Genomic DNA, 23,714 nt, shown 5'->3' with positions numbered 1-23,714 from the left:
CCGAGTGACCGATCACCTCGTCCAGGTGTAGCGAATCTGGGGGCGGCCCGCCCCGCCGTACTCGGTGACCCTGCGCACCGTGCCGGCGTCGGCGAGCCGCTCCAGATACCGCCACGCGGTGACTCGCGAACTGCCCACTTGCGCAGCGACTTCCGATGCGGTCAGGCCGTCGGGCGCATCGCGGACCGCCCTGCCGACAGCGTCGGTGGTGTCGGGCGCCATGCCCTTGGGTGCGCCGCGCCGAGGATCGGCGGTGCGCAACGCGGCAAGCGCACGGTCAACGTCTCGCTGGCTGACCGCGTCGCCGTCGCCCGCGACAGTGTCGCGGTAGCGCAGGTAGTGCTCGATCTTCTCGGCGAAAGCCGCGTACGAGAACGGTTTGAGCAGATAGAGCAGCGCGCCGTGCGCCACTGCTCGTCGGACTGTGGGCAGGTCGCGTGCCGCCGTGATGGCGATGATGTCGGGATCGGGCCGCAGCCCGGACAGCGCTGACGCGAGGTCGATTCCGCTCGCGTCGGGCAGTCCGAGATCGAGCAGCACGAGTTCGACAGGCGCACCCGCCGCCACGGCCGCGGCCGCCGCACGGTGCGCGTCCTGCGCGGTGCCCGCCGTCGCGACCACTTCGAATCCGCCGATCCGGGCGAGGTAGTCGCGATGCGCTTGTACGAGCAGCGGCTCGTCGTCGACGATCATCACGCGTATCACCACGACTATTCTCCGCTCGGGATCTCGACAGTGACTACCGAACCGTACGTGTGCTCGGATCGCACGGTGCCGCGATGTCGGTTGACGATGTAGCTCACCAGGGCAAGGCCAAGCCCTCTGCCCTGTGCATCGCCGCCGGGTTTCGTCGAATATCCTCTACTGCAAGCCCTTTGGAACTCGTCGTCGGTCATCCCCGGACCGCTGTCGGCAACGACGATCTGTAGTGATCCGTCGGTCGAGGCCACGGTGACCTCCACCCACGGGTCATGTGGATCGCAGGCATCCAACGCATTGTCGATCAGGTTTCCGACGATGGTGATCATCTCGTCGGTGGTCAGCGGGGAGGCATCGACCGAGTCGAGAGCCGACTCCTCCGTCAACGTCATGGAGATTCCTCGTTCTGCTGCCTGTGCCGACTTCCCGAGCAGCAGCGCGCTGAGGGTGGGATCGCTGATCGTGTCCGAGACGCGATCGACCAACCGTTGCGACAGAGCAAGATCCGCGGTCGCCAGGTCGGCGGCGCGTTCCGCGTGGCCGGTTTCGATGAGCGCGACCATGGTGTGCAGCCGATTGGCCGACTCATGCGCCTGCGACCGAGTGCCTCGGCGAAACGCGAGAGCGAATCCAATTCGCCTATGGCAGCCGATAATTCGGTTCGATCTCGGATCGTGACGACGGTCGATCCGGGCCGCGTCGACACCGGAGCTCGATTGACCACCAGCACCCGGCCCTGATCGACATACAGCACGTCGGTGAGAGGTTCTGTGCCGAGCAGGAATTCGGGCATGTCGTCGAGTTCACCGACGTCGCCGCCACTCTCGCCGGCCAACAACCGACGTGCCTCGTCATTGCACAGCGCGATCTCGCCGTCGTCGATCACCACAAGCCCCTCCTTGACCGAATGGAGCACCGCGTCGTGATGGTCGTACATGACGCGTAGTTCTCCCGGGGCCAGACCACCGGTGAGCCGCAACAGCCGCCGTCGGATGAGCCAGAGTCCGCCGAGAGCGGCGACGATGGCCACCAGCCCGATCGACGCGATCAACGGCAGTTGGTCCAGCCACTCGTCGGTGAGCGTGGACTGCGTGATCCCGACGGCAACCATCCCGACGATCACGCCCTGGTCGTTGCGCACAGGCGCGATCGAACGAATCGACGGCCCCAGCGTCCCGGTGTAGGTCTCGGTGTAGACCTCGCCCCGCAGCGCCTGGCTGGTCGAACCCAGATACCGCTGCCCGATGAGCGCAGGCCTTGTATGGGTGTAGCGCACACCGTTGGTGTTCATGATGGTGATGAACGAGAGGCCGGTGACCTAACGGATCTCCTCGGTGACCGGCTGCAGGCTCGCGGTCGGGTCGGGAGAAGCCAGCGCGCGGGCCGTCGAAGGGGCATCAGCGATGCTCACCGCTACGGAGGTGACCTGCTCACGCGCGGCACGCACTCCGTCGAGCCGGGCATCGAGCAGGGCGAGTGCCGCCGCAGCCACCACGATCACCACGACGACGGCCAGCTGCAACGCCACAGCCTGACCGGCGAGTGTCCGGGGACGCCACCGCAGCATGTCCGCACCATCCCTTCCGCGACCGCCCCTATGGCGACCGCCCCCTACGTCAATCGCCATCGAGTTCACCACGGTGATCGCCTGAACGAAATGAACTCAATGGTGACCCACATCACGGTTCTGACCAACAATCTTCCACAGCGGGTGCGCTTCGAAGACGTCGACCTGCATCACAGGAAGGACAGCACGATGAATCTGAGACGACGACACCCAGACGGCGCGTTGGCGACCGACGAGATCGCGACAACGCCGCCCAAGAAGCGTGACAAGACGCATTGGCTGTACGTGGCGGTCATCATTGCCGTTGTCGGAGGTGTGGCGGTCGGCCTCATCGCTCCCGGTGTCGGCAAAGACCTCGGGGTACTCGGCACCATGTTCGTCAGCCTCATCAAAATGATGATCGCGCCGGTCATCTTCTGCACCATCGTGCTGGGCATCGGTTCGGTCCGAAAGGCCGCGACCGTCGGCAAGGTCGGCGGACTCGCCTTCGTCTACTTCCTCGTGATGTCGACCATCGCACTCGCGATAGGACTCGTCGTCGGAAATCTGATCAAGCCCGGCGACGGCCTCAACATCACGGCGACCGCGGACAAGGGTTCGGCATTGGCCGAGAAGGCCCACGAATCCGGCGGACTGATGGCGTTCGTCGAGGGGATCATCCCCGATTCGCTCCTCTCTGCGCTCACCTCGGGCAACGTCTTGCAGGCGCTGTTCGTCGCGCTTCTCGTCGGCTTCGCCCTGCAGGCCATGGGTTCGAGCGGGGAGCCGATCCTCGCCGCCGTCGCCTACATCCAGAAGCTCGTGTTCAAGATCCTCAGCATGATCCTGTGGCTCGCCCCGATCGGCGCGTTCGGCGCGATCGCCAACGTCGTCGGGCAGACCGGCTGGGCCGCGGTCGGGCAGCTGTTGATCCTGATGATCGCCTTCTACCTGACGTGCCTGGTGTTCGTGTTCGGCGTCCTCGGCGTGATCCTGCGGTCGGTCGCAGGCGTGTCCATCTTCCGACTCGTCCGCTACCTGGCCCGCGAGTACCTGCTGATCTTCGCCACCTCGTCCTCCGAGTCGGCGCTACCCCGCCTGATCGCCAAGATGGAACACCTCGGCGTCGAGAAGTCAACGGTCGGCGTCGTCGTTCCGACCGGCTACTCGTTCAACCTCGACGGCACAGCGATCTACCTGACGATGGCGTCGATCTTCATCGCAGATGCAATGGGTGCACCGCTGTCGATCGGAGCGCAGATCAGCCTGCTGGTCTTCATGATCATCGCGTCGAAGGGCGCCGCAGGCGTCAGCGGCGCCGGGCTGGCAACTCTGGCCGGCGGCCTGCAGGCCCACCAGCCGGCCATGCTGAACGGAGTCGGACTGATCGTGGGCATCGACCGCTTCATGTCCGAGGCTCGCGCCGTCACCAACTTCTCGGGCAACGCGGTCGCGACAATCCTCGTCGGATCGTGGACGGGGACCATCGACAAGAATCGGGTCGACGACGTCCTCTCCGGCCGCGCACCGTTCGACGAGAACGACATGGTCGACGACCATCTGGGAAGCTCCCCCACACGACCCGATGCGAAGAATGAAGACTCGACCACCGCCGCGCCGGCTGAGAAGGTGTCGACAGAGAAGGCACCGGTCACCAGAGACCTGGTCGCACAGTAGGCACCGACACAGCAGCGACAACACAAGAGAATGGCCCGGGAGTTGCTCCCGGGCCATTCTCTTTGGTTCTTGTCCAGCTGCCGAAGTTCTTCGGTGTCGCAGCTTCAGATGGGTGCTGCTGCCGTCGCCATCACGTGCAGCGCGGAGACGAGTCCGTCGATGAGCTCGTTCTGACGGAAGCTGCCGATGGCGGCGGTCACGCCAAGATCGGCGACGCGATCATTGATGCGGTCGGCAACCTCGCTGCCCGACACCACCACGACGTCATGCGTGTTGGGCGACACCGCGAGCAGTGTGCCGTATGCGGGCTCGGGAGCTGCCTTGAGCAGCACGTTGCGCGCATCGGCGACCGGATCGGTTCCGAGTTCTCCGATGTAGACGGAGAAGCGGACCAGCGCCTTTTCGGTCGCGGCGTGGATCGCGTCGTCGAGTGCGATCAGTTCGTCGCGGGAGAAGGGAGGGGTCGTCGCGGTCTGACCGGGAAAGCGGGTGGACGAGACGCGCCCGCTGTTCGTGATGACCGTGCCGACGGGCAGCGCGGAGGCCGCGACGACCTCATGCGATGCTTCGGAACCTGTCGTCTGCGAAATCTCACCACTTGGCACTGGCCGAGCCTCCATCCACATCATTCGGTTCCGCGTGACGCGGCAACGCAATCGATTCGATCTCCGTTGCGGAGAAGAGCAGCGGTCCGCGGTCCCACTTCTGGTCGAGCGTGTATTCCTGCTGCTTGGGATACTTGACGCCATTCGAGAATGCCATCGAGACCACGCACGCCAGGGCGAAGATAACCACCAGGACCGTGACAGGCACTCCGATATAGGCGATCCAGTTGTCCATGAGACCCTTCCGATCGGTAAACCCTCTTGCCGCACGGCCGGTGAGCGCGCGATGACACGTTCACGCCGCACAGGTCGTGTGATCAATTTAGCCCACACCACAGCCGTTCGGGCACCGACCCCTACGGTCTGTCGTAGACGCGTCCGGAGCGCTGTCGCGGGCGCCTTCTCGCGGCAATGTTGAGACCACAGCGCACGGTGGGGACAATAGGTCGGGTGAGCGGCAACATCCCTGCCGGCGGCCAGCCGGCGAACACCCAGGTCCATCGTTCGTTCTACGACGAGGTCGGTGGCCACGAGACCTTCGAGAAGCTGACCAGCGTCTTCTATCGAGAGGTCGCCGCCGACGAGATCCTCCGGCCGATGTACCCCGAAGAAGACCTCGGACCTGCCGAGCGTCGACTCCGCATGTTCCTCGAGCAGTACTGGGGAGGCCCGCGAACCTACTCCGAGGAACGAGGCCACCCCCGACTGCGCATGCGCCATCAGCCGTTCACCATCGGCCCGATCGAGCGCGACGCCTGGCTGCGCTGCATGCACACCGCCATCGCATCGATCGACGACGACACCCTCGACCCGCCCCACCGCCAGGCGCTCGTCGACTACATGGAGATGGCCGCACAGTCGATGGTCAATTCACCCTTCTGATCTGGTCAGCGTCAATCCGACAGATCGGACACGACGCGCCGATGTCACCTGGTCTTCTACGGGAAAACACAGGTAGGGCAGAATTGTCGCGGTGAGCGACGAGACACCCGACGACCTCAACGACGACGCACTCGGCGCCGACGACCAGGACGTCATCGAGGCTGACGGCGTCATTGAGACCGACAGGGTCCTTGAGGCAGAAGGAGTCGCAGCGGTAGCGACCCAGCTCGACCCTGCCGACGACACCTGGTGGCGTTCGGCGATCTTCTACCAGATCTATCCGCGGTCGTTCTCCGATCTCGACGGCGACGGCGTCGGCGACCTCGCCGGTGTCATCGACAAGCTCGGCTACCTCGAACTGCTCGGCATCGACGCGCTGTGGTTGAGCCCGATCATGCGCTCCCCCATGGCCGACCACGGTTACGACGTCTCGGACCCGCGCGATATCGATCCGCTCTTCGGCGATCTGGCGACGTTCGACGAACTGATCGTCGAGGCGCACGACCGCGAGATCCGCGTGACCATGGACCTCGTCCCCAACCACACCAGCGACCAGCACCAATGGTTCATCGACGCACTGGCGGCCGGACCGGGCAGTCCCGAACGTGCGCGGTACATCTTCCGTGACGGGCGGGGCGAGAACGGCGACGAGCCGCCGAACAACTGGGTCAGCATCTTCGGCGGACCCGCGTGGGACCGTGTCACCGAGCCCGACGGCACGCCCGGGCAGTGGTACCTCCACATCTTCGCGCGCGAGCAGCCCGACTTGAACTGGGAGAACCCCGAGGTCTTCGACGACCTCGAGAAGACACTGCGCTTCTGGCTCGACCGCGGGGTCGACGGCTTCCGCATCGACGTCGCACACGGCATGGCCAAACCCGCCGACCTTCCCGACATGGACGTCGAGGCCGCGGGACTCCTGGTCAACCGAGACGACGACCCGAGGTTCAACAACTACGCGGTCCACGACATCCACCGAAAGATCCGCGCGGTCATCGACGACTACCCCGGCGCTGCGAACGTCGGCGAGATCTGGGTCGACGACAACGAGCGATTCGCGGAGTACCTGCGCCCGGACGAACTGCATCTGGGTTTCAACTTCAGACTCGCCAAGGCACCTTTCGACGCAGCCGCCATCCGAGATGCGATCGAGAACTCCCTCGACGCCGTGCACAGCGTCGGCGGAACACCGACCTGGACGCTGTCGAATCACGACGTCGACCGAGAGGTGACCCGCTACGGTCTGGCCGGTGCGATCCCCGACAGCGAGACTGCCGACGGCGAAACACCGGACAGCGACACTTCTGACAGCGAGACACCAGAAGCCGAGACACCCGAAGCCGAGACACCGGAAGCCGAGCCGGCGCCCCATGCCGACATCGAGCTGGGCACTGCGCGGGCACGGGCGATGGCGCTCGTCGAGTTCGCGCTTCCCGGTTCGATATTCATCTACAACGGCGCAGAACTCGGCCTCCCCAACGCCGACCTGCCCGACGACGCGCTGCAGGACCCGGTCTGGGAACGCTCCGAACACACCGAACGCGGGCGGGACGCATCACGGGTACCGCTGCCGTGGGAGGGCTCCGAGCCGCCGTTCGGTTTCTCGACGAATCCGCAGACGTGGCTTCCGATTCCAGAGTCGTGGGCGGAGTTCACCGTCGAAGCCGAGCTCGAGGACATGAACTCGACGCTGTCGCTGTACCGCACGGCCATCGAATTGCGTTATGAGCGTGAAGAATTCGCAGGCGATGACATCGAGTGGTACGGCGCCCCGACGGGGTGCCTGGCATTCCGACGCTCCGAGGGACACCTGGTGTGCGCGCTGAACACCACCAGCGAACCGGTCGGGCTACCGCCGGGAGAACTCATCCTCACGAGCGCACCCCTCGTCGACGGCATGCTGGCACCCAACGCCGCCGCATGGCTCGTCTGAGAACAGCTCAGACAACCGTGACATCGAGGTCGCGGTGCCTGCGCTGGTACACCGAACCGTAGCGCGCGTCGATCCGAATCCACGCTGCCGAAATGCGCACGCGCACAGGTTCGGTGGCGCCGATGGCGTCGATCGGTGATGTCTCGGTGACCTCGTGGCCGTCGGCGTCGCGCACGAAACCCATTGCGGTGAGCGCGAACAACGAGCGCAGCGAGACCGTGGCATTCAGTGCCCCGTCGGCCGACGAGACGTCGAGTACGCCTTGATCAAGCAGGCCCGTCGCAGGCCCGAAGTTGCTGCCCTCTTCGCGTGCGAGGCGTGCTCCCTCGCGCGTCAACTCGACAACGGTCCGCGCTGGGACGTCGTCGAGATGCCGGTAGCCGCTGCGCAGCGGTAGCGCACCACGCCACGCGGAGTCGAGTGACATCCCCGGCTCCACCGGCACACCCGCCGTACCGTCGCTCAACCGGCCCCGCAGTGTGTCCGCGTCGACGACGATGTCCGACGGCGCAGCACTGCCGAAGATCGACCGGGTGACCAGGACGTCGAACCCGGTATGTGCCCAGAACGCGAGTAGCCCGTCAGACCGTTGCACCACTCTGATCACCGCGGCCTCGTCGAGTCGCATGGCGCGCGTCAGGAAGGCCAGTGCGTCCCTGCGGTCGTCGGGGCCGGCAGCGACGACGAACCGCTCGGGTAACGCGGTCACGCGCTGTCGTCCGAGGTGCGGCGAAAACTCTCCAGGTACTCACGCTCGTCCGGGGTCAGTCGCCGCAGCCGCTGTGCGTCGACGTCGAATGCGACGAGTTGGGTGGTCGCGGTGACGGCGGGTTTGTCGGTCGGCGACGCGGCGTCTGGACGCACCTCGTATCCGACGACGAAGTCGACGGCGCGCACCTTCTCGACGAACATGGTCACGACGATCGGCCCCTCGTCGTGGCGCACCTGTTGGCGATACTTGACGTGCAGGTCCGCGACGACACAGCCGCGACGCAGGTCGGCTGTGGGTCGCCCGTCGTAGAAGAGCCAGGGAATCCGAGCCTCTTCGATGAGTGTCACCATGCGCGCGTGGTTGATGTGCGCGAACACATCCATGTCCGACCAGCGGACGGGAACCTTGACCACGTAACCGGCGTCGGTCCTGACTCCCTCGTCCTCGTAGAGCACGACTGTCCTTTCGTTCGCGACACCTCCCCGTGAGAGGGCCGATCGTCGTCAACTGACGAGGTTCGTCACCTGATGAGGCTGCGCAACTGCCGCGCCGCAACCGACAGCGTCGCGAGGTCGAGTTCTGGACCCTGCTCGATATCGGCGAGCATCGAGCGCACCCGAGACAGCCGCGACGAGTGCGACGACTCCCACTCGGAGATCTTCTCGGCCGCGCTCTCGTCGGGTTCGCTGCTCTGCAGGATCGTGAGCGTGAGGGCACGCAGCGCGCCGTGCATGTCGTCGCGAAGAGCCAAGCGCGCCAACGCATGCCAGCGGTCACCGTACTCGAGCGTCGAGACCGCGGTGAGCAGTTCCTCGAGTCCGAAATGCTCCATGATCGCGAAGTACAGCTCGCCGACCTCGACGGGATCGCGGTCGGCGATCTCGGCGGCGTCGACGATGTCGAGTAGGCAGAACCGATGAAGACTGATCGCGACGTCGTGGGCGAGGTCGGTCTCGACACCGAGCTCGCGGTAGTGCTCGACGCGCCGCTCGACGTCGGCGGCCGACTGCGCGCCGAACCAACTGTCGATCAGTGCGGTCAGTTCAGCCACCTGCTCGGCGTAGCGGGTGATCTCCGCCGCCATCGCGAGCGGTTGCGGGCGAAACGCCAGCAGCCATCTCGACGCCCGGAACAGCAGTCGCCGCTCGTAGAGCATCATCTCGTCGATGGCTTCCACCGGAGCGTCGGCATGCAGGATGCGCGCGAAGAGATCCGAGAGTCCGAAGACCCGGTCGGCAACCACGTACGCCCGCACGGCCTCCTCGGTCGTCGAGCCCGTCGATTCTCCGAGCCGGAACAGGTGCGTGATGCCCGCCCTGTCGACGACTTCGTTGACGAGGACGGTGGTGACGATCTCGCGATGCAGTCGGTGCGCACGGATGCCGTCTGCGAAACGTTCGCGCAGCGGAAGCGGGAAGTACTCGGCGAGCAGACCCTCGAACACATCGTTCTCGGGCAGGTCACCCCCCAGGAGGTCGTCCTTGGCGATCAACTTCACGTGCGACATCAGCGTCGCGAGTTCGGGCGAGGTGAGCCCGCGGTGCACATCCGAATGCAGCCGCTTGATCAACTGCTGCGGTGTCGGCAGCGCCTCAAGAGCCAAATCGACGCCGCGCGAGGCGATCTCGTGGAGCAGGCGGGCATGCACATCGACGCGCTCGAGCGAGTACGCGCGACAGAAACCGAGCTCGGAGTTCTGCGACACGTTGTCGGCCAACACCAGATCGGCGACCTCGTCGGTCATCGACTCCAGCAGCGGATCACGGTCGGCAGCCACGAGTTGGCCGGTTGAGACCGCGGAGTCGAGCAGGATCTTGATGTTGACCTCGTGGTCGGAACAATCGACGCCCGCCGAGTTGTCCATCGCATCGGTGTTGATGCGCCCGCCAGCGAGGTCGAACTCGATCCGACCGCGTTCGGTCACGCCGAGGTTGCCGCCTTCGCCGACGACCTTGGCGCGCAACTGATCTCCGTCGACACGGATCGCATCGTTGGCCTTGTCCCCCACCTGCGCGTCGGATTCGGATGACGACTTGATGTAGGTGCCGATGCCGCCGTTCCACAGCAGGTCCACTGGCGCCAGCAGGATCGCGTGAATCAGTTCCGGAGGCGACAACGCGTCGACACCAACGTCGAGCCCGAGTGCCGTGCGCATCTGTTCACTGATCGGAATCGACTTGGTCTCTCGCGACCAGACCCCGCCACCCTCGCTGATGAGCGAGGTGTCGTAATCGGCCCACGACGAGCGCGGCAACGAGAAGAGCCGTGCGCGTTCGGTATACGACGACGAGGCGTCCGGATTCGGATCGACGAACACGTGCCGGTGGTCGAACGCCGCGACGAGACGGATGTGCTGCGACAACAGCATGCCGTTGCCGAACACGTCGCCGCTCATGTCGCCGATACCGGCGACGGTGAAGTCCTGCGACTGGGTATCGACGCCCATCTCACGGAAGTGACGCTTGACCGATTCCCATGCGCCTCGCGCGGTGATGCCCATCGCCTTGTGGTCGTAGCCCGCCGAACCACCCGAGGCAAAAGCATCCCCGAGCCAGAAATCATACTGCGCTGCAACATCATTGGCGATATCGGAGAACGACGCCGTGCCCTTGTCCGCAGCGACGACGAGATACGTGTCGTCACCGTCTCGACGCACCACCGACCTCGCGGGGATGACCGCACCGGTGTGCTGGTCGAGGTTGTCTGTGACGTCGAGCAGGCCGGAGATGAAATCTCGATACTGCGCAATACCTTCGGCGCGCGTGGCGTCACGGTCCGCGGCGGCGTCACCGGTCGGTGCGGGCGGCCGCTTGACGACGAATCCGCCCTTGGCGCCGACGGGCACGATCACCGCGTTCTTGACGGCCTGCGCCTTGACCAGACCCAGGATCTCGGTGCGGAAATCCTCGCGTCGATCCGACCAGCGCAGTCCGCCGCGGGCAACGGCACCGAAACGCAGGTGCACCCCTTCGACGCGCGGCGAGTACACGAAGATCTCGTGCAGTGGCCGCGGCTCGGGCGTTTGCGGAATCTCCCTGGGCCGCAACTTGAACGACATCACCGGTCGGTCGGCGTCGTCGTCGCGGACGTAGAAGTTGGTGCGCGACGTCGCCCCGATGACGGCCGAGAACGCCGAGACGATGCGGTCGGCTTCGAGTCCGAGGACCTTGCCGATGTCGTCGCTGAGCGCAGCTGCCGCACGGTCGCGCTGCTGTTCGTCGGCGTGGTCGGGGTCGAACGACGCCTCGAACAGCTCGACCAGTCCCCGCGTGACATCGCGGTACTCGCCGAGGGTGTGCGCAACCAGGGTGTTGCTGTACGAGAAGCCGCACTGGCGCAGGTACCGACCGTACGCACGAAGCATCGCCGCGGAACGCCAGTCGAGGCCGCACCTGATGATCAGCTCGTTGTAGGCGTCGACCTCTGCGCGTTGCCGCCAGATCTGCACGAAGGCATCGGTGAACCGCCCGTCGAGGTCGTCGGCGGAGTCGAGATCCACCGACATCCCGTCGGCCAACGCGACACTGAATTCGTAGACGTGGCAGACCTGCCCGTCAGGCCGCACGAGGCGGTACGGATGCTCGTCGACGACGTCGAGGCCGAGGCTGTGGAGCACCGGCAGCACGTCGGTCAAGGTGGCTGCGCCGCCGCACAAATACAGCGTGAACTTCCACAGCGCCCCGGGCTCGCTGCCGGTCTGCGCCAGCGCCACGGCGATGTCGCCGGCGTCGAGATCGGCGACACGGATGAGGTCGGCGAGTGCGTCCGACGGCTCGCGCTGGTCCTTGTAATCCTCGGGCAGCGCAGGAAGCAACCGAAACAGGGCGTCGACGCCGCCGACGGGAAGCCTGGCCGACGCCGCGTCGAGTCCGCCCGCCGCTTCGCGGAACCGCTCGTCCCACGTCCGGATTGACTGTGCCAGTTCGTGTTGGATGGCGCTCTGTTCGGGCGTCCCGATGTCGAAGGTGCCGCGTCGCGCGGCGTCGGATTCGTCGACGCGGACCATCACCTGTAGTTGCGCGAGGGGCATCTCGCTGACACGTGCCGAGTACTCGAGCGCAGTGCCATGCAATTGTTCTGAGACGACGTTCTGCAGCGCCAGGCGGTTCTGCGTGTTGTACCTGTCGCGAGGTAGATAGATGAGCGCGGTGGCGGTACTGCCCTGCGGGTTCACGCGGACGAACGCGCGCAGGGTTCGGGTGGCGACGGCGTCGAACATCTCGCCGATCCGACGGCTCAACTCGGCATCCGACGACGCGAACATCTCCACCAGCGGGTAGTTCTGCAGCAGTTCGATCATCGACTGACCGGCAAACGAATCCTCGTCGACGCCGGCGCGGCGGATCACCTCGTGCACTTTGCCGCGCAGCACGGGGACGTCGAGGATCGTCTGGTGCAGGCCGGACGAGGTGAAGGTGCCGAGGAATCGGTGTTCTCCCACATGCGTTCCGGCGGCGTCGAACTCGGGAATCTGGATCAGGATCGGATAGTTCGACCGCTGCACGCCGGTTTCGAGATAGACCCGCGAGACACGCGGCAATAGCGGCGGCTGCGTGAGCACCCCGAAGTCGCGCGCCTGGGTGAGGTCGAGGAGTGAGTCGCCCCGCCACAGACCCCGGCCGTCGGAGACCGCGCCGTCGATGCCCACCCTGCGGTAGCCGAGTGGCACGAAGTGGTTGCCCGCGAACCAGTCGAGAAGGCGTGAATACTCGTACCGGTCGACGGCGGCTATGCCCGATTGCGCGGTGGTCGGGGCGACGGCGCAGTCGGCACCGCAGGTCGACAGGCGGCCGCGCATATCCACCGCGTCGCGGTCCACGTCGGCCACACGGGCGATGACGTCGACGAGTTCGGTACGCAAGGCCTCGGTGTCGACCTCACCCTTCGCCGACATCGCGACCACGTAGATCCACGACTCCGTTGAGCGGTCTGGTCCGGCGCCGATGTCGCTGAGCGTGCCTGCCTCGTCGCGCGCCACCGCCATCACCGGATGGTCGATGCGGCTGACGGTCAGTCCGTGCGCCTCGATGACGGTCAGCACCGCTTCGACCAGCAGTGGCATGTCGTCGTTGACGACGACGATCTCGGTTCCCGACGGTCCCGAGCTCACGTCGACCAGGCACTGCCCCGCTGATCGCGTCGACGCCAACCCGACGTGTCGACGAACGCGGTTCAGATCGGCATCGTCGATCGCGTCGAGGTCGGTCGCGTCGGTGAGACCACCGCCCGAACCCGTCGTCGGGTGGTGCGCGTCGCCCGGAGGGTTGCTCGCGTTGAGATAGCAGCTGACCGCCGCAGGCAACAGAGCACTCTCTTGAGACAACGCACTCACCTTCACTTCAAGGAGATTGGGAGATGATCTCCGATTCGAGCCCTACCGCGATGGTAGTGACGCGATTCAGTCGCGAGTGAGTTTCCGGTGAGTAACCCGGTGCGGACGCGCGGCGTCGGGTCCGAGCCGGTCGACCTTGTTCGCCTCATACGCCTCGAAGTTGCCTTCGAACCAGAACCATTGTCCCTCTTCGACATTGCCCTCCCACGCCAGAATGTGGGTACAGGTCCGGTCGAGGAACCACCGGTCGTGGCTGATCACCACGGCACATCCCGGGAACGACTCCAGGGCGTTCTCGAGCGAGCCGAGGGTTTCGACGTCGAGGTCGTTGGTCGGCTCGTCGAGCAGGATCAGGTTGCCGCCCTCTTTGAGCGTCAACGCCAGGTTGAGGCGGTTGCGCTCACCACCGGAGAGCACCTCTGCCCGCTTCTGCTGATCGGGACCCTTGAAGCCGAAGGCGCTGACGTACGCACGCGAGGGCATCTCGTTCTGGCCGACCTCGATGTAGTCGTTGCCGTCGGAGACGACCTCCCACACGTTCTTCTTCGGGTCGATGTTGGCGCGGTTCTGGTCGACGTAGCTGAGCTTGACCGTATCGCCGACCTTCACCGAGCCGGAGTCGGGCTCCTCGAGTCCGACGATGGTCTTGAACAGCGTCGTCTTACCCACACCGTTGGGTCCGATGACACCGACGATTCCGTTGCGCGGCAACGTGAACGACAGATCCTTGATCAGCACGCGACCGTCGAAGCCCTTGTCGAGGTTGGCGACCTCGACCACCACGTCACCCAGACGCGGCGGCGTCGGGATCTGGATCTCCTCGAAGTCGAGCTTGCGCGTCTTCTCGGCCTCCGCTGCCATCTCCTCGTACCGCGAGAGGCGGGCCTTGTTCTTCGTCTGACGGGCCTTGGCGCCCGAACGGACCCAAGCGAGCTCTTCCTTGAGCCGCTTCTGCAGCTTCTGGTCCTTCTTGCCCTGGACCTCGAGACGCTCGGCCTTCTTCTCCAGGTAGGTGGAGTAGTTGCCCTCGTACGGGTGCAGCTTGCCGCGGTCGACCTCACAGATCCATTCGGCCACATGGTCGAGGAAGTAGCGATCGTGCGTCACCGCGAGGACTGCGCCGGGGTACGACGCCAGGAACTGCTCGAGCCACAGCACGCTCTCGGCGTCGAGGTGGTTGGTCGGCTCATCGAGCAGCAGCAGGTCGGGCTTGGACAGCAGCAGCTTGCACAACGCGACGCGACGGCGCTCACCACCCGAGAGGTGGGTGACAGGGGAATCGCCGGGCGGGCAGCGCAGTGCGTCCATGGCCTGGTCGATCTGCGAGTCGAGGTCCCAGGCGTCGGCGTTGTCGAGGTCTTCCTGGAGCTTGCCCATCTCCTCCATGAGTTCGTCGGAGTAGTCGGTGGCGAGCAGTTCGGCGATCTCGTTGAAGCGGTCGAGCTTCTGCTTGATCTCGCCCATCCCCTCCTCGACGTTCTGCTTGACCGTCTTCTCCTCGTTGAGGGGCGGCTCCTGCAACAGAATGCCGACGGTGGCCTCCGGGTCGAGGAATGCCTCGCCGTTCGACGGCTGGTCGATTCCCGCCATGATCTTGAGGATCGACGACTTACCGGCACCGTTGGGACCGACGACGCCGATCTTGGCGCCCGGGTAGAAGGACATGGTGACGTCGTCGAGAATGACCTTGTCACCGTGCGCCTTGCGCACCTTCTTCATCGTGTAAATAAACTCGCCAGCCACGTAATGTCCTCACCTGCGGTTTTGTGGTCATCTGCGCTCGAGCTCCGATACCGGAGAGTGCATGCGGGGTATCGCCCTCCGGCGACACGGCAGGCTCTCGGCGCAACGTCGCGTACCACTCTATCGACGTGGCGCGACACTCTCCCACATGGCCGTGATCGAGTCGGACCCGCCCGCCCGCGAACACGGCGCCGCGATCGCCGCAGACGTGCGAACACGATCACTGGCACCATCGAGAGGGTGACCGCCTCTGCGCCGCTGACCGAGCTTGTCGAGCTCACCGGCGGCGTCTTCTGTATGGGTTCGGATCGCTTCTACCCCGAGGAACGTCCCGCACATGAGCGTCGCGTCGGCGCTTTCGCGATCGAACGGCATCCGGTGACCAATGCGCAGTACGCGGCGTTCGTCAGCGACACCGGGTACGTGACCGTTGCCGAGAGCGACATCGACCCCGTCGATTTCCCCGGCTCCGACCCAGCGATGCTCGTTCCGGGTGCCCTTGTCTTCACACCGACGGCCGGCCCCGTCGACCTCACCGACTGGCGAGCGTGGTGGCGATGGCAGCCGGGAGCGTCGTGGCGTCACCCGCTCGGACCCGCGACCGACATCGTCGGGCACGACGACCACCCCGTCACCCAGATCGCCTACGCCGACGCTGTGGCCTACGCCGCGTGGGCGGGGCGTCGGCTCCCCACCGAGGCCGAGTGGGAGTACGCCGCGCGGGGCGGACTCGACGGACACGAGTACGCGTGGGGCGACGAGTTGCATCCCGAGGGCGAGATTCTCGCCAACACGTGGATCGGCGACTTCCCCTACGCGAGCGACGGCTGGAGCGGAACGTCGAGGATCGGGAGTTATCCGCCCAACGGCTTCGGACTTCTCGACATGATCGGCAACGTGTGGGAGCGCACGTCGGACGTGTTCAACCCGCGCCACGTCCCGCCCGATCTTGCGACCGTCTCCCCCGACGGCCGACCGGACCTCTTGGCGCCCACCACATCTCCACAGGTCACGCGTGTCACGAAGGGCGGCTCGCACCTGTGCTCACCGCAGTACTGCCGACGCTACCGACCCGCCGCCCGTTCTCCGCAATCCGACGACTCGGCCACGTCACACCTCGGATTCCGTTGCGCCGCAGACGTTATTGCCGCATGACGGGTCCCGCCACGGTGAACACACCCCTCCGGCGTTCACCGTGGCGGGAGGTCGGTCACGCCGCAGCGCCTGTGGCGTCGGCCGGGGCGTCGACGCCTGCCGCTTGTGTATCCGCGGGCCGGGGCGTCGCGTCGGCACGACCGCGATACTCGACGACGCAGCGTGCGAGATCGAGGCCGACGGAGTCGGCGATCATCTCCAACTCCGTGCGGGATTCGCCGTCGCTCGTCGTGTAGGTGTTCGTGTGTATCGCCCCGTGCACGATCACGGGCCGACCCTTCTCGACCGCGGACGCGACGCCCGCCACCAGCCGCCGCCAACATGAGACGGTCAGGAACAGACTGTTCCCGTCGATCCACTCCCCCGTTGCGCGATCCCGTCGACGCGTGTTGCTGGCCATGCGGAACGAGATCACCTCATCGCCGTTTGCCATGCGGTTGCGCCGGGGGTCGGAGATCACTCGCCCCACGATCGTCGAATAGGTTTCGTACATTGCTCCGCTCCTGCCGTGAGGTGCCATCGGAGTGCAGACACCGAGTTCGCAACTCGGGCTGAGATGGCTGCCCGTGAGCATTCCGCAGAACAAGCCCCCGACAGCGGGCGCGAGACCAAGCTGTGGACAGGACCCCGCCTGTGGATACGGGCACCGTCAAGACACCCGGCCCCCTGCCGTACACTCTGCGTGTCGGTTTCGCCTCCGTAGCTCAGGTGGATAGAGCAAGGGCCTTCTAATCCCTAGGTCGCAGGTTCGAGTCCTGCCGGGGGCACCAGGGACCGTTCACAACAACAGTTTTCGTGAGCGGCAGTCCTCGCGCACCGGCGCTGCGAGGATTGCCAGCAGGACGCTATGACCAACCCAATTACCTCTCATGCACTACCTCTGGCCTCACGTCAGTCTCGCCGCGATTCGAGGAAGTAGTTCCAGCTAGTTGCCGCCCGCCGAGCGGATTCGTTGCGGTTTGTTCTGGCATGACGTGATTTGAGGCGTGGTACGTCGTTTCCGCATGGGGCTTAGCAGGCGATCACCCTTCAGACTCGAACCGCCCTGACTCCCGCAGTCCGCGCAGCAGCACCCTGCCGAACTCGTTCACACCGGAGACACCGGAACCCTTGCCGAGGACGACGCCAGTCTCGACAACACCGGACCTGATCAGTGACGCCTCAATCTGAACCGTCCTGGGTCTGGTGGAGACCGTGATCTCACCAGGAGAATGCCGGTATGGCTGCACCAAGGAAGTTCGATCCAGAGACCCGCGAGCGGGCTGTGAGGATGTATCACGACCACCTCGCCGAGCACGGCGGCGCGAAACTCGCCGCCCGCGAGCATGTAGGCGCGCTGCTCGACATCAACCAGGCAACGTTGCGCAACTGGATCGAGAAGGATAAGCCGATTGTCACCACACGGGGAACGACGACGGTGAGCGAACAGGACGCCGAACTGGCTGCGCTTCGCAAGGAGAACGCCGAATTACGCAGGGCAAACGAGATTTTGAAGACCGCGTCGGCGTTTTTCGCAGCGGCGGAGGTCGACCGCCGACTGCGGTGATCGTCGACTACATCGACGCTCACAAGGGCCGGTTTGGGGTCGCCCCGATCTGCCGAGTGCTGACCGAGCACGGCGTGCAGATCGCCCCATCCACCTACTACGCCCGCAAACACGCGGGTCCGGTCTCGGCAACACAAATGGCCGAGGCGTACGACGCTCATACCGTCTACCAGGCGTTTCAGCGTAATCGCGGCGTGTACGGCGTTCGTAAACTGTGGCACACGATGCGCCGTGAGGGCCGGGTGATGGGCCGCGATCAGGTAGGCCGGCTGATGGAGATCTGCGGCATCAGCGGAGTCGTGCGCGGCAAGCACCGCACAAGCACAACCCAGCGTGATGATCGCGCGCCGCGCCATCCTGATTTAGTGGATCGGCAGTGGTCGCTGCCGTCGCGTCCGGACCAGTGGTGGGTGGCGGATTTCACCTACTGCTGGACGCTGTCGGGATTCGTCTACACAGCGTTTCTGGTCGATGTGTACTCGCGACGGATCCTGGGTTGGCGGGTGATGACGAGCAAGACGACACCGCTGGTGACCAGCGCTCTCGAGCAGGCCCTGTTCACCCGAAGAAGGACCGACTTCTCCTTTACTGCAACAGGTTTGATTCATCACAGCGATGCGGGAAGTCAAGGTGGATTCAATCGGTCGTCGCAACACCTCGATGACGGAGGTGTGCGATGGGACGCAGCAACAAGCAGACACGCCAGGCGCCGGTGGGTGCCCGCCGGCAGTGGGCGGCGGATCGGGCGTTGCGCCCGTCGATGCGGTCACCGGGGAGACCGGAACCCTCGCGTGCGGTGCAGCGCGATTTCTGGCGGCGGATCGCCTCAGGAGCGACGACTGCCGACGCCGCGGAGGCCGTCGGCGTGTCGTGGCCGGTCGGGTCCCGGTGGTTCCGTCACGCTGGCGGCATGCCGCCGATCAGCCTGGACGAGCCCACGGGCCGCTACCTGTCGTTCACCGAGCGTGAGGAGATCGCACTGTTGCGCGCCCAGGATGTCGGCGTGCGGGAGATCGCCCGTCGGATCGGACGCGACCCGGGGACGACCTCACGCGAGCTGCGCCGCAACGCGGCGACCCGCAGCGGCACGCAGGTCTACCGAGCCGGAGTGGCGCAGTGGAAAGCGCAGCAAGCCGCGAAACGCCCGAAAACGGCGAAGCTGGTAGACAACGACAGGTTGCGTGAGTATGTGCAGGAGCGGCTCTCCGGGGCCGTCCGCCGGCCCGACGGCACCGCCGTCGCAGGCCCCGACACGCCCGCGTGGAAAGGACTGAACAAGCCGCATCGGCAGGACCGACGGTGGGCGACGGCATGGAGCCCGCAGCAGATCTCGCACCGGCTGAAAGTTGATTTCCCGGAGGATGAGTCCATGCGCATCAGTCACGAGGCGATCTACCAATCGTTGTACATCGAAGGTCGAGGCGCCCTGAAACGGGAGTTGGTCACATGCCTGCGCACCGGCCGGGCACTGCGGGTGCCCCATAGCCGATCGCAGAACAAGCCGCAGGGACATGTCACCGCGGACGTGGTGATCAGCGAACGCCCCGCCGAAGCCGAAGACCGTGCTGTCCCAGGGCATTGGGAAGGCGACTTGATCATCGGGACCGGCCGGTCCGCGATCGGCACGCTCGTCGAGCGCAGCAGCCGCTCCACGATCCTGGTGCACCTGCCTCGATTGGAGGGGTGGGGCGAGAGGCCGCCTGTGAAGAACGGTCCGTCCCTCGGTGGCTACGGCGCCGTCGCGATGAACGCCGCGCTGACGACATCGATGACCACGCTTCCCGAGCAGCTCCGCAAGACCTTGACCTGGGACCGCGGAAAGGAGCTGTCCGGTCATGCCCGGTTCGCTCTCGAGACCGGCACGAGAGTGTTCTTCGCCGACCCGCACTCGCCCTGGCAACGACCGACGAACGAGAACACGAACGGCCTGCTGCGCCAGTATTTCCCGAAGGGAACCGATCTGTCCCGGTGGTCCGCCGAGGACCTCGAGGCCGTCGCTCTGGCGATCAACAACAGGCCACGCAAGGTCCTCGGCTGGCGAACCCCGGCCGAGGTCTTCGCCGAGCAGCTACGCTCCCTGCAGTAGCCCGGTGTTGCATCGACCGGTTGAACTCGCCCAATACACCTCGTTCGCCTTCACCGAGGCGCTACGCGACTCCGGCCTGGCCGGCTCGATCGGCTCAGTTGGCGATGCCCTGGACAATGCGTTGATGGAATCGACGATCGGGTTGTACAAGAGCGAACTCATCGACCGCCAGCGATCCTGGACCGGACGAGCCGAGGTCGAACGCGAAACCGCCGCATGGGTGCATTGGTACAACACCGAACGGTTGCACTCGGCAATCGGCTACTGCCCGCCGGTCGAGTACGAGACGCGCTACCGTGAGACCGTCGCCTCCGAAGCGGAGGTGGCCTAAACTAGGTCTCCATCCGACCCAGGACGGTTCAATCGGCGGGTTCACATGCAGCCGCAGTTCCTCAGCGACAGCACTCTCACTACCGTCCAAACCTCTCAGCAAGTCTCGGTCGTGTGCCGCTTCTAGCCGTGCCAATGCGCGGACCTCGGGCCCATCCAACTCATCGAGGACACGCACGATTAGTTGCGCCTCGTCCACAGGCTCATCCGAGCGGATGGCCTTTGCTACCACGCGGGCTAAGTACAAGCGCTTAGCTTCCAGCCCAGACGCCATCACCGCTTGGAGCGAAGCCCACAGCAACGCGTCCGGGTCTGCTGCACGAATAGGTGACATCTGATCTGGCTTGCCTGCGGGCGGTCGGGAAGGATGTAGCTGTGCCCAAGCCGTACCCCCAGGAGTTCCGTGACGACGTGGTCCGGGTGGCTCGTGATCGTGATGAGGGAGTCACGATCGAGCAGGTCGCCAAGGATTTCGGAGTGCACCCGATGACGCTGCACAAGTGGATGCGCCGCGCTGACATCGACGGTGGCCATCGACCAGGTGTGAGCTCGACCGAATCCGATGAACTGCGCGACGCCCGCAAACGGATCCGGTTACTCGAGCAGGAGAACGAAGTCTTGCGTCGTGCCGCGGCGTATCTGTCGCAGGCCAATCTGCCGGGAAAAGGCTCTACCCGCTCGTGAATGAGCTCGCCGCTGACGGAATCCCCGTCGCGGTGACGTGCCGGGTACTCAAGCTCGCCCGCCAGCCGTATTACCGCTGGCTGGCCACCCCTGTGACCGACGCCGACCTCGTCGAGGCCTACCGCGTTAACGCCCTGTTCAACGCCCACAAAGATGACCCGGAATTCGGGTACCGCTACCTGGTCGAGGAGGCCCGCGACGCCGGCGAACCGATGGCCGAGCGGACTGCCTGGCGGATCTGCTCGCAGAATCGATTGTGGAGCGTGTTCGGTAAGAAGCGCGGCAAGAACGGCAAAGTGGGGCCGCCGGTTCACGACGATCTCGTCGACCGCGACTTTACCGCCGAGAAGCCAAACCAAGTGTGGCTCAGCGATATTACCGAGCACCGCACCAGCGAGGGCAAACTCTACCTGTGCGCAATCAAAGACCTGTTCTCCAACCGGATCGTGGGTTACTCGATCGACTCCCGGATGAAGTCCCGATTGGCCACGCAGGCGCTGCATAGTGCGGTGACCCGACGCGGCGATGTTTCCGGCTGCATAGTCCACAGCGACCGCGGATCTCAGTTCAGGTCAAGGAGATTCGTCCACGCACTGAATCGACACGAGATGGTCGGGTCGATGGGCAGAGTGGGGGCGGCCGGCGACAACGCGGCCATGGAGAGCTTCTTTAGCCTGCTGCAGAAGAACGTGCTGGATCGCCGCCGCTGGGACACCCGAGAAGAGCTACGGATCGCGATCGTCACCTGGATCGAACGGACCTATCATCGCCGCCGTCGCCAGTCCGCTCTCGGGCGGTTGACCCCGATCGAATACGAAGCCATCATGACCACACCGGCCAGTCAGGCCGCGTGACTGAAACTGTCACCTATTCGTGCAGCAGACCCGTGAGCGTGAGCTGTTCATGGTTAAGCAGGCAGCACACGGCCTCGACGACGACCTTCCAAACTACGACCACGCGTTCGCACAAGCGAAAGAACTGACAAACGAGCAGGCCAGACAGAAGTTGCGCGATCTGTTCGATGACATCACAGATATCCGTAGGGATCACCGGATCACAAGGTGGATTGGCGCCGACGGGGCACATCACTCGGTACCGCGTGAATGGCCACACGACCCTCGCTACTCCACGCGTACCCCCTGAGGGAAATGATGCCCACTGTTACCGACAGGCGGAATACTGACCGGTGAGGGTTAAGAGGTGACGCAACTCTGAGCAACAGCTGGCTCTTTCGAGCAAGATCAACAACACCTCAACGGGATCAGACACGGAGGGGAGGTACCCACCCGCCAATTAGCGGCCAATCTGTTCGCGGCGCGCAGCGTTGGAGTCCACCCGTGAGCAGACCGGCCGGTTTCCGTAGCCCTGAACCCTGGGACATCATGGATCATGACACGACGTGGAGCGGCATGCGGCTAAGGACCTCAATGCAAGCTGACATGGCAGATGAGTTGGCCGCTTGGGGCAACGTCAGCAGGAATCGCTACTGACCTCGATGAGTCGGCAAACACGCCATTCACCTGACACCGTCGGTAGAAAGCGACAGACGCCGAAGGCGCCGAGGAGACGAGAGACGTCATGCCGGGCGACAGCGGACGCCTCCCACAGGGGCATTACATGACTGTCGTCGGGCACGGCCATCAGCGAGATTCGAGAGTCCACACCGGTTGCGCGAACAGCGCTGCCGGCAACAACCTGACGGTCTTTGGCGACGCCTTCAGCATCACGAGTTGCCCGCCGACTGGCGTCACCGATCGAATGCTGTCGCGCCGCAACAACACCGTCGACGCCGGTGAGTCGACGCGCAGAAACTCATCGTCGGCGCCTGCTCCCCACTTGGCTCCTGGGGCGAGCATCCTGCGGTTCTGGAAGTAGGCAGCGATCAGCGCAGCGCCGATCCACGCCACCGAGCACACGAGGAACACGCTCACACCGATCAGCAGGCCCAAGGACCACCCACTACCAGTCGCGATACACACCGCCGCAAAGATCGTCGCGAAAACCGCGGCGATACCGACAGTGCGCGCCCAGAGGCGAGGTGTTGCGAGCGACGTCAATGTGGCGCGACGGGCGTCGCCTTGCCGCGCGGTCCATTCGATCTGAATCGGAGGCAGAGTGCCTGCACCATTTGTCGTACTCATCCGACGAGCTTGCCATGGCACCGATGTCGGTATCGACAACGCTGCCCGTCGGCACGAAATTCAATTGCACCGCGACGCAACGCTGATAGCGTCGTCGACTGATGTCTGAGCAGAGCCCCGCCACCAAATGGCACACCCGTACCGAAACCCCGGCCGACGTGTCGACCGTCCACGAGATCACCCTCGCCGCGTTTCCCACCGCGGAGGAAGCCGAGATCCTCGACGGCCTTCGGCGTGACCCCGCGTGGATCGACGGACTGTCGATTGTCGTCACCGACGAGTCGGGACGCGTCGTGGGGCACGGCGTCGCGACCCGCGGCTACGTCGACGACTCTCCGGTCCTGGGATTGGGGCCGGTGTCGGTGCTTCCGCAGTTCCAGAACCGCGGCGCGGGCAGCGCAGTCAACCGTGCACTTCTCGAGGCCGCACGGCAGATGGGCGAACCACATGTCGTCGTGCTCGGGCACGCCGACTACTACCCGCGATTCGGGTTCGAATGCGCATCGACCCACGGGATCACCGTGCCGTTCGACGCCCCCGACGAGGCCGTCATGGCGATGACACTCGACGAGGGCAAGCCACTTCCGACCGGAGTCATGCACTACGCCGCGCCGTTCGGCGTGTGAATCATCCAGGCGGACAA

At 65.0% G+C, this 23,714-nt stretch carries 16 protein-coding genes, 1 tRNA gene, 3 pseudogenes and 1 other annotated feature; of the genes and pseudogenes, 10 read left to right on the top strand and 10 right to left on the bottom strand.

The genetic code is table 11. The features are described 5' to 3' along the window. Positions 1 to 12 precede the first annotated feature (12 nt). Both A5788_RS06375 and A5788_RS06370 read right to left on the bottom strand, forming a co-directional pair. Complete coding sequence (locus tag A5788_RS06375) at positions 13 to 705, bottom strand: response regulator (RefSeq protein ID WP_039856545.1); 693 nt, start codon at positions 703 to 705, stop codon at positions 13 to 15. 5 nt (positions 706 to 710) lie between these two features. After that, positions 711 to 2,266 (bottom strand): annotated as a pseudogene (locus A5788_RS06370) (sensor histidine kinase). 189 nt (positions 2,267 to 2,455) lie between these two features. Between A5788_RS06370 and A5788_RS06365 the strand changes: the two are divergent. Then, on the top strand, positions 2,456 to 3,922 hold the full coding sequence (locus tag A5788_RS06365) for a cation:dicarboxylate symporter family transporter (protein ID WP_039856546.1): 1,467 nt from the start codon (positions 2,456 to 2,458) through the stop codon (positions 3,920 to 3,922). Positions 3,923 to 4,026: 104 nt separating this feature from the next. On the opposite strand, the gene A5788_RS06360 is transcribed toward A5788_RS06365, so the two are convergent. Both A5788_RS06360 and ctaJ read right to left on the bottom strand, forming a co-directional pair. Further along, positions 4,027 to 4,527 carry a DUF5130 family protein gene (locus A5788_RS06360; protein WP_005207759.1) on the bottom strand — a complete coding sequence of 167 codons (501 nt, stop codon included), beginning with the start codon at positions 4,525 to 4,527 and terminating at the stop codon, positions 4,027 to 4,029. Further along, positions 4,514 to 4,762 carry an aa3-type cytochrome oxidase subunit CtaJ gene (ctaJ, locus tag A5788_RS06355; protein WP_005207760.1) on the bottom strand — a complete coding sequence of 83 codons (249 nt, stop codon included), beginning with the start codon at positions 4,760 to 4,762 and terminating at the stop codon, positions 4,514 to 4,516. The genes A5788_RS06360 and ctaJ overlap by 14 nt, the downstream gene beginning before the upstream one ends. 206 nt (positions 4,763 to 4,968) lie before the next feature. Between ctaJ and A5788_RS06350 the strand changes: the two genes are divergently transcribed. After that, the gene (locus A5788_RS06350; protein WP_049697035.1) at positions 4,969 to 5,409 is read left to right on the top strand and encodes a globin; all 441 of its coding nucleotides are present in this window, start codon (positions 4,969 to 4,971) and stop codon (positions 5,407 to 5,409) included. An 82-nt stretch (positions 5,410 to 5,491) separates the two neighbouring features. After that, positions 5,492 to 7,342, top strand: a complete 1,851-nt coding sequence (locus tag A5788_RS06345; protein ID WP_039856532.1) for a glycoside hydrolase family 13 protein — start codon at positions 5,492 to 5,494, stop codon at positions 7,340 to 7,342. 7 nt (positions 7,343 to 7,349) lie between these two features. Here A5788_RS06345 and A5788_RS06340 read toward each other — a convergent pair whose 3' ends face one another. The 4 genes from A5788_RS06340 to ettA form a co-directional block, all read right to left on the bottom strand. After that, positions 7,350 to 8,051, bottom strand: a complete 702-nt coding sequence (locus tag A5788_RS06340; RefSeq protein WP_064864767.1) for a hypothetical protein — start codon at positions 8,049 to 8,051, stop codon at positions 7,350 to 7,352. Further along, entirely contained in the window at positions 8,048 to 8,509 is a 462-nt protein-coding gene (locus A5788_RS06335; protein WP_005207764.1) for an acyl-CoA thioesterase, read from the bottom strand. Before A5788_RS06335 ends, A5788_RS06340 begins: the two co-directional genes overlap by 4 nt. A 65-nt stretch (positions 8,510 to 8,574) precedes the next feature. Further along, the gene (locus A5788_RS06330; protein ID WP_064869911.1) at positions 8,575 to 13,386 is read right to left on the bottom strand and encodes an NAD-glutamate dehydrogenase; all 4,812 of its coding nucleotides are present in this window, start codon (positions 13,384 to 13,386) and stop codon (positions 8,575 to 8,577) included. A 66-nt stretch (positions 13,387 to 13,452) separates the two neighbouring features. After that, entirely contained in the window at positions 13,453 to 15,129 is a 1,677-nt protein-coding gene (ettA, locus tag A5788_RS06325; protein WP_269449443.1) for an energy-dependent translational throttle protein EttA, read from the bottom strand. A 297-nt stretch (positions 15,130 to 15,426) separates the two neighbouring features. On the opposite strand from ettA, the gene A5788_RS06320 reads away from it, so the two are divergent. Further along, entirely contained in the window at positions 15,427 to 16,284 is an 858-nt protein-coding gene (locus tag A5788_RS06320) for a formylglycine-generating enzyme family protein (RefSeq protein WP_231894186.1), read from the top strand. Positions 16,285 to 16,339: 55 nt separating this feature from the next. Here the strand turns inward: A5788_RS06320 and ssb are convergent, their stop codons facing one another. Next, positions 16,340 to 16,777: a single-stranded DNA-binding protein gene (gene ssb / locus A5788_RS06315; protein ID WP_064869806.1), complete on the bottom strand. Its 438-nt coding sequence runs from the start codon at positions 16,775 to 16,777 to the stop codon at positions 16,340 to 16,342. Between the two features lie 200 nt (positions 16,778 to 16,977). Between ssb and A5788_RS06310 the strand changes: the two genes are divergently transcribed. The 5 genes and pseudogenes from A5788_RS06310 (at position 16,978) to A5788_RS06285 (ending at position 21,784) form a co-directional block, all read left to right on the top strand. Then, positions 16,978 to 17,054: transfer RNA gene (locus A5788_RS06310), tRNA-Arg, on the top strand. A gap of 449 nt (positions 17,055 to 17,503) precedes the next feature. Beyond that, positions 17,504 to 18,459, top strand: a pseudogene (locus A5788_RS23445) (IS3 family transposase); the annotation flags it as partial. Beyond that, positions 17,788 to 17,919 (top strand) — a sequence feature (AL1L pseudoknot). (Overlaps the previous pseudogene by 132 nt.) Positions 18,460 to 18,590: 131 nt before the next feature. Then, a complete protein-coding gene (locus tag A5788_RS06300) occupies positions 18,591 to 19,916 on the top strand; it encodes an IS30 family transposase (protein WP_442902885.1) in 1,326 nt (441 codons plus the stop codon). After that, positions 19,894 to 20,247 (top strand): annotated as a pseudogene (locus A5788_RS06295) (transposase); the annotation flags it as partial. The gene A5788_RS06300 and the pseudogene A5788_RS06295, both read left to right, overlap by 23 nt. Before the next feature lie 374 nt (positions 20,248 to 20,621). Further along, a protein-coding gene (locus A5788_RS06285) for an IS3 family transposase (protein ID WP_156525455.1) occupies positions 20,622 to 21,784 on the top strand; the annotation gives its coding sequence in 2 pieces (ribosomal slippage) (positions 20,622 to 20,906 and positions 20,909 to 21,784; 1,161 coding nt in all). Between the two features lie 786 nt (positions 21,785 to 22,570). Here the strand turns inward: A5788_RS06285 and A5788_RS06275 are convergent. Then, complete coding sequence (locus A5788_RS06275) at positions 22,571 to 23,071, bottom strand: hypothetical protein (protein WP_064869792.1); 501 nt, start codon at positions 23,069 to 23,071, stop codon at positions 22,571 to 22,573. Positions 23,072 to 23,172: 101 nt separating this feature from the next. Here A5788_RS06275 and A5788_RS06270 point away from each other — a divergent pair, with 101 nt between their 5' ends. Beyond that, complete coding sequence (locus A5788_RS06270) at positions 23,173 to 23,697, top strand: GNAT family N-acetyltransferase (protein ID WP_064869790.1); 525 nt, start codon at positions 23,173 to 23,175, stop codon at positions 23,695 to 23,697. Positions 23,698 to 23,714: the final 17 nt, after the last annotated feature.

Origin of the sequence: Gordonia sp. 852002-50816_SCH5313054-c (assembly GCF_001665925.1) — a bacterium.
Lineage (GTDB): Bacteria > Actinomycetota > Actinomycetes > Mycobacteriales > Mycobacteriaceae > Gordonia > Gordonia jacobaea.
The sequence above is the reverse complement of the archived record's forward strand: the minus strand, read 5'-3'. Positions and strand labels throughout refer to the sequence as shown.

Bases quoted from the DNA above. Each gene is read 5' to 3' on its own strand.
- A5788_RS06300 (WP_442902885.1), top strand. From the start codon at position 18,591: ATGCGGTCACCGGGGAGACCGGAACCCTCGCGTGCGGTGCAGCGCGAT.
- ctaJ (WP_005207760.1), bottom strand. From the start codon at position 4,762: ATGGACAACTGGATCGCCTATATCGGAGTGCCTGTCACGGTCCTGGTG.
- A5788_RS06365 (WP_039856546.1), top strand. From the start codon at position 2,456: ATGAATCTGAGACGACGACACCCAGACGGCGCGTTGGCGACCGACGAG.
- A5788_RS06270 (WP_064869790.1), top strand. From the start codon at position 23,173: ATGTCTGAGCAGAGCCCCGCCACCAAATGGCACACCCGTACCGAAACC.
- ssb (WP_064869806.1), bottom strand. From the start codon at position 16,777: ATGTACGAAACCTATTCGACGATCGTGGGGCGAGTGATCTCCGACCCC.
- A5788_RS06320 (WP_231894186.1), top strand. From the start codon at position 15,427: ATGGGTTCGGATCGCTTCTACCCCGAGGAACGTCCCGCACATGAGCGT.
- A5788_RS06275 (WP_064869792.1), bottom strand. From the start codon at position 23,071: ATGAGTACGACAAATGGTGCAGGCACTCTGCCTCCGATTCAGATCGAA.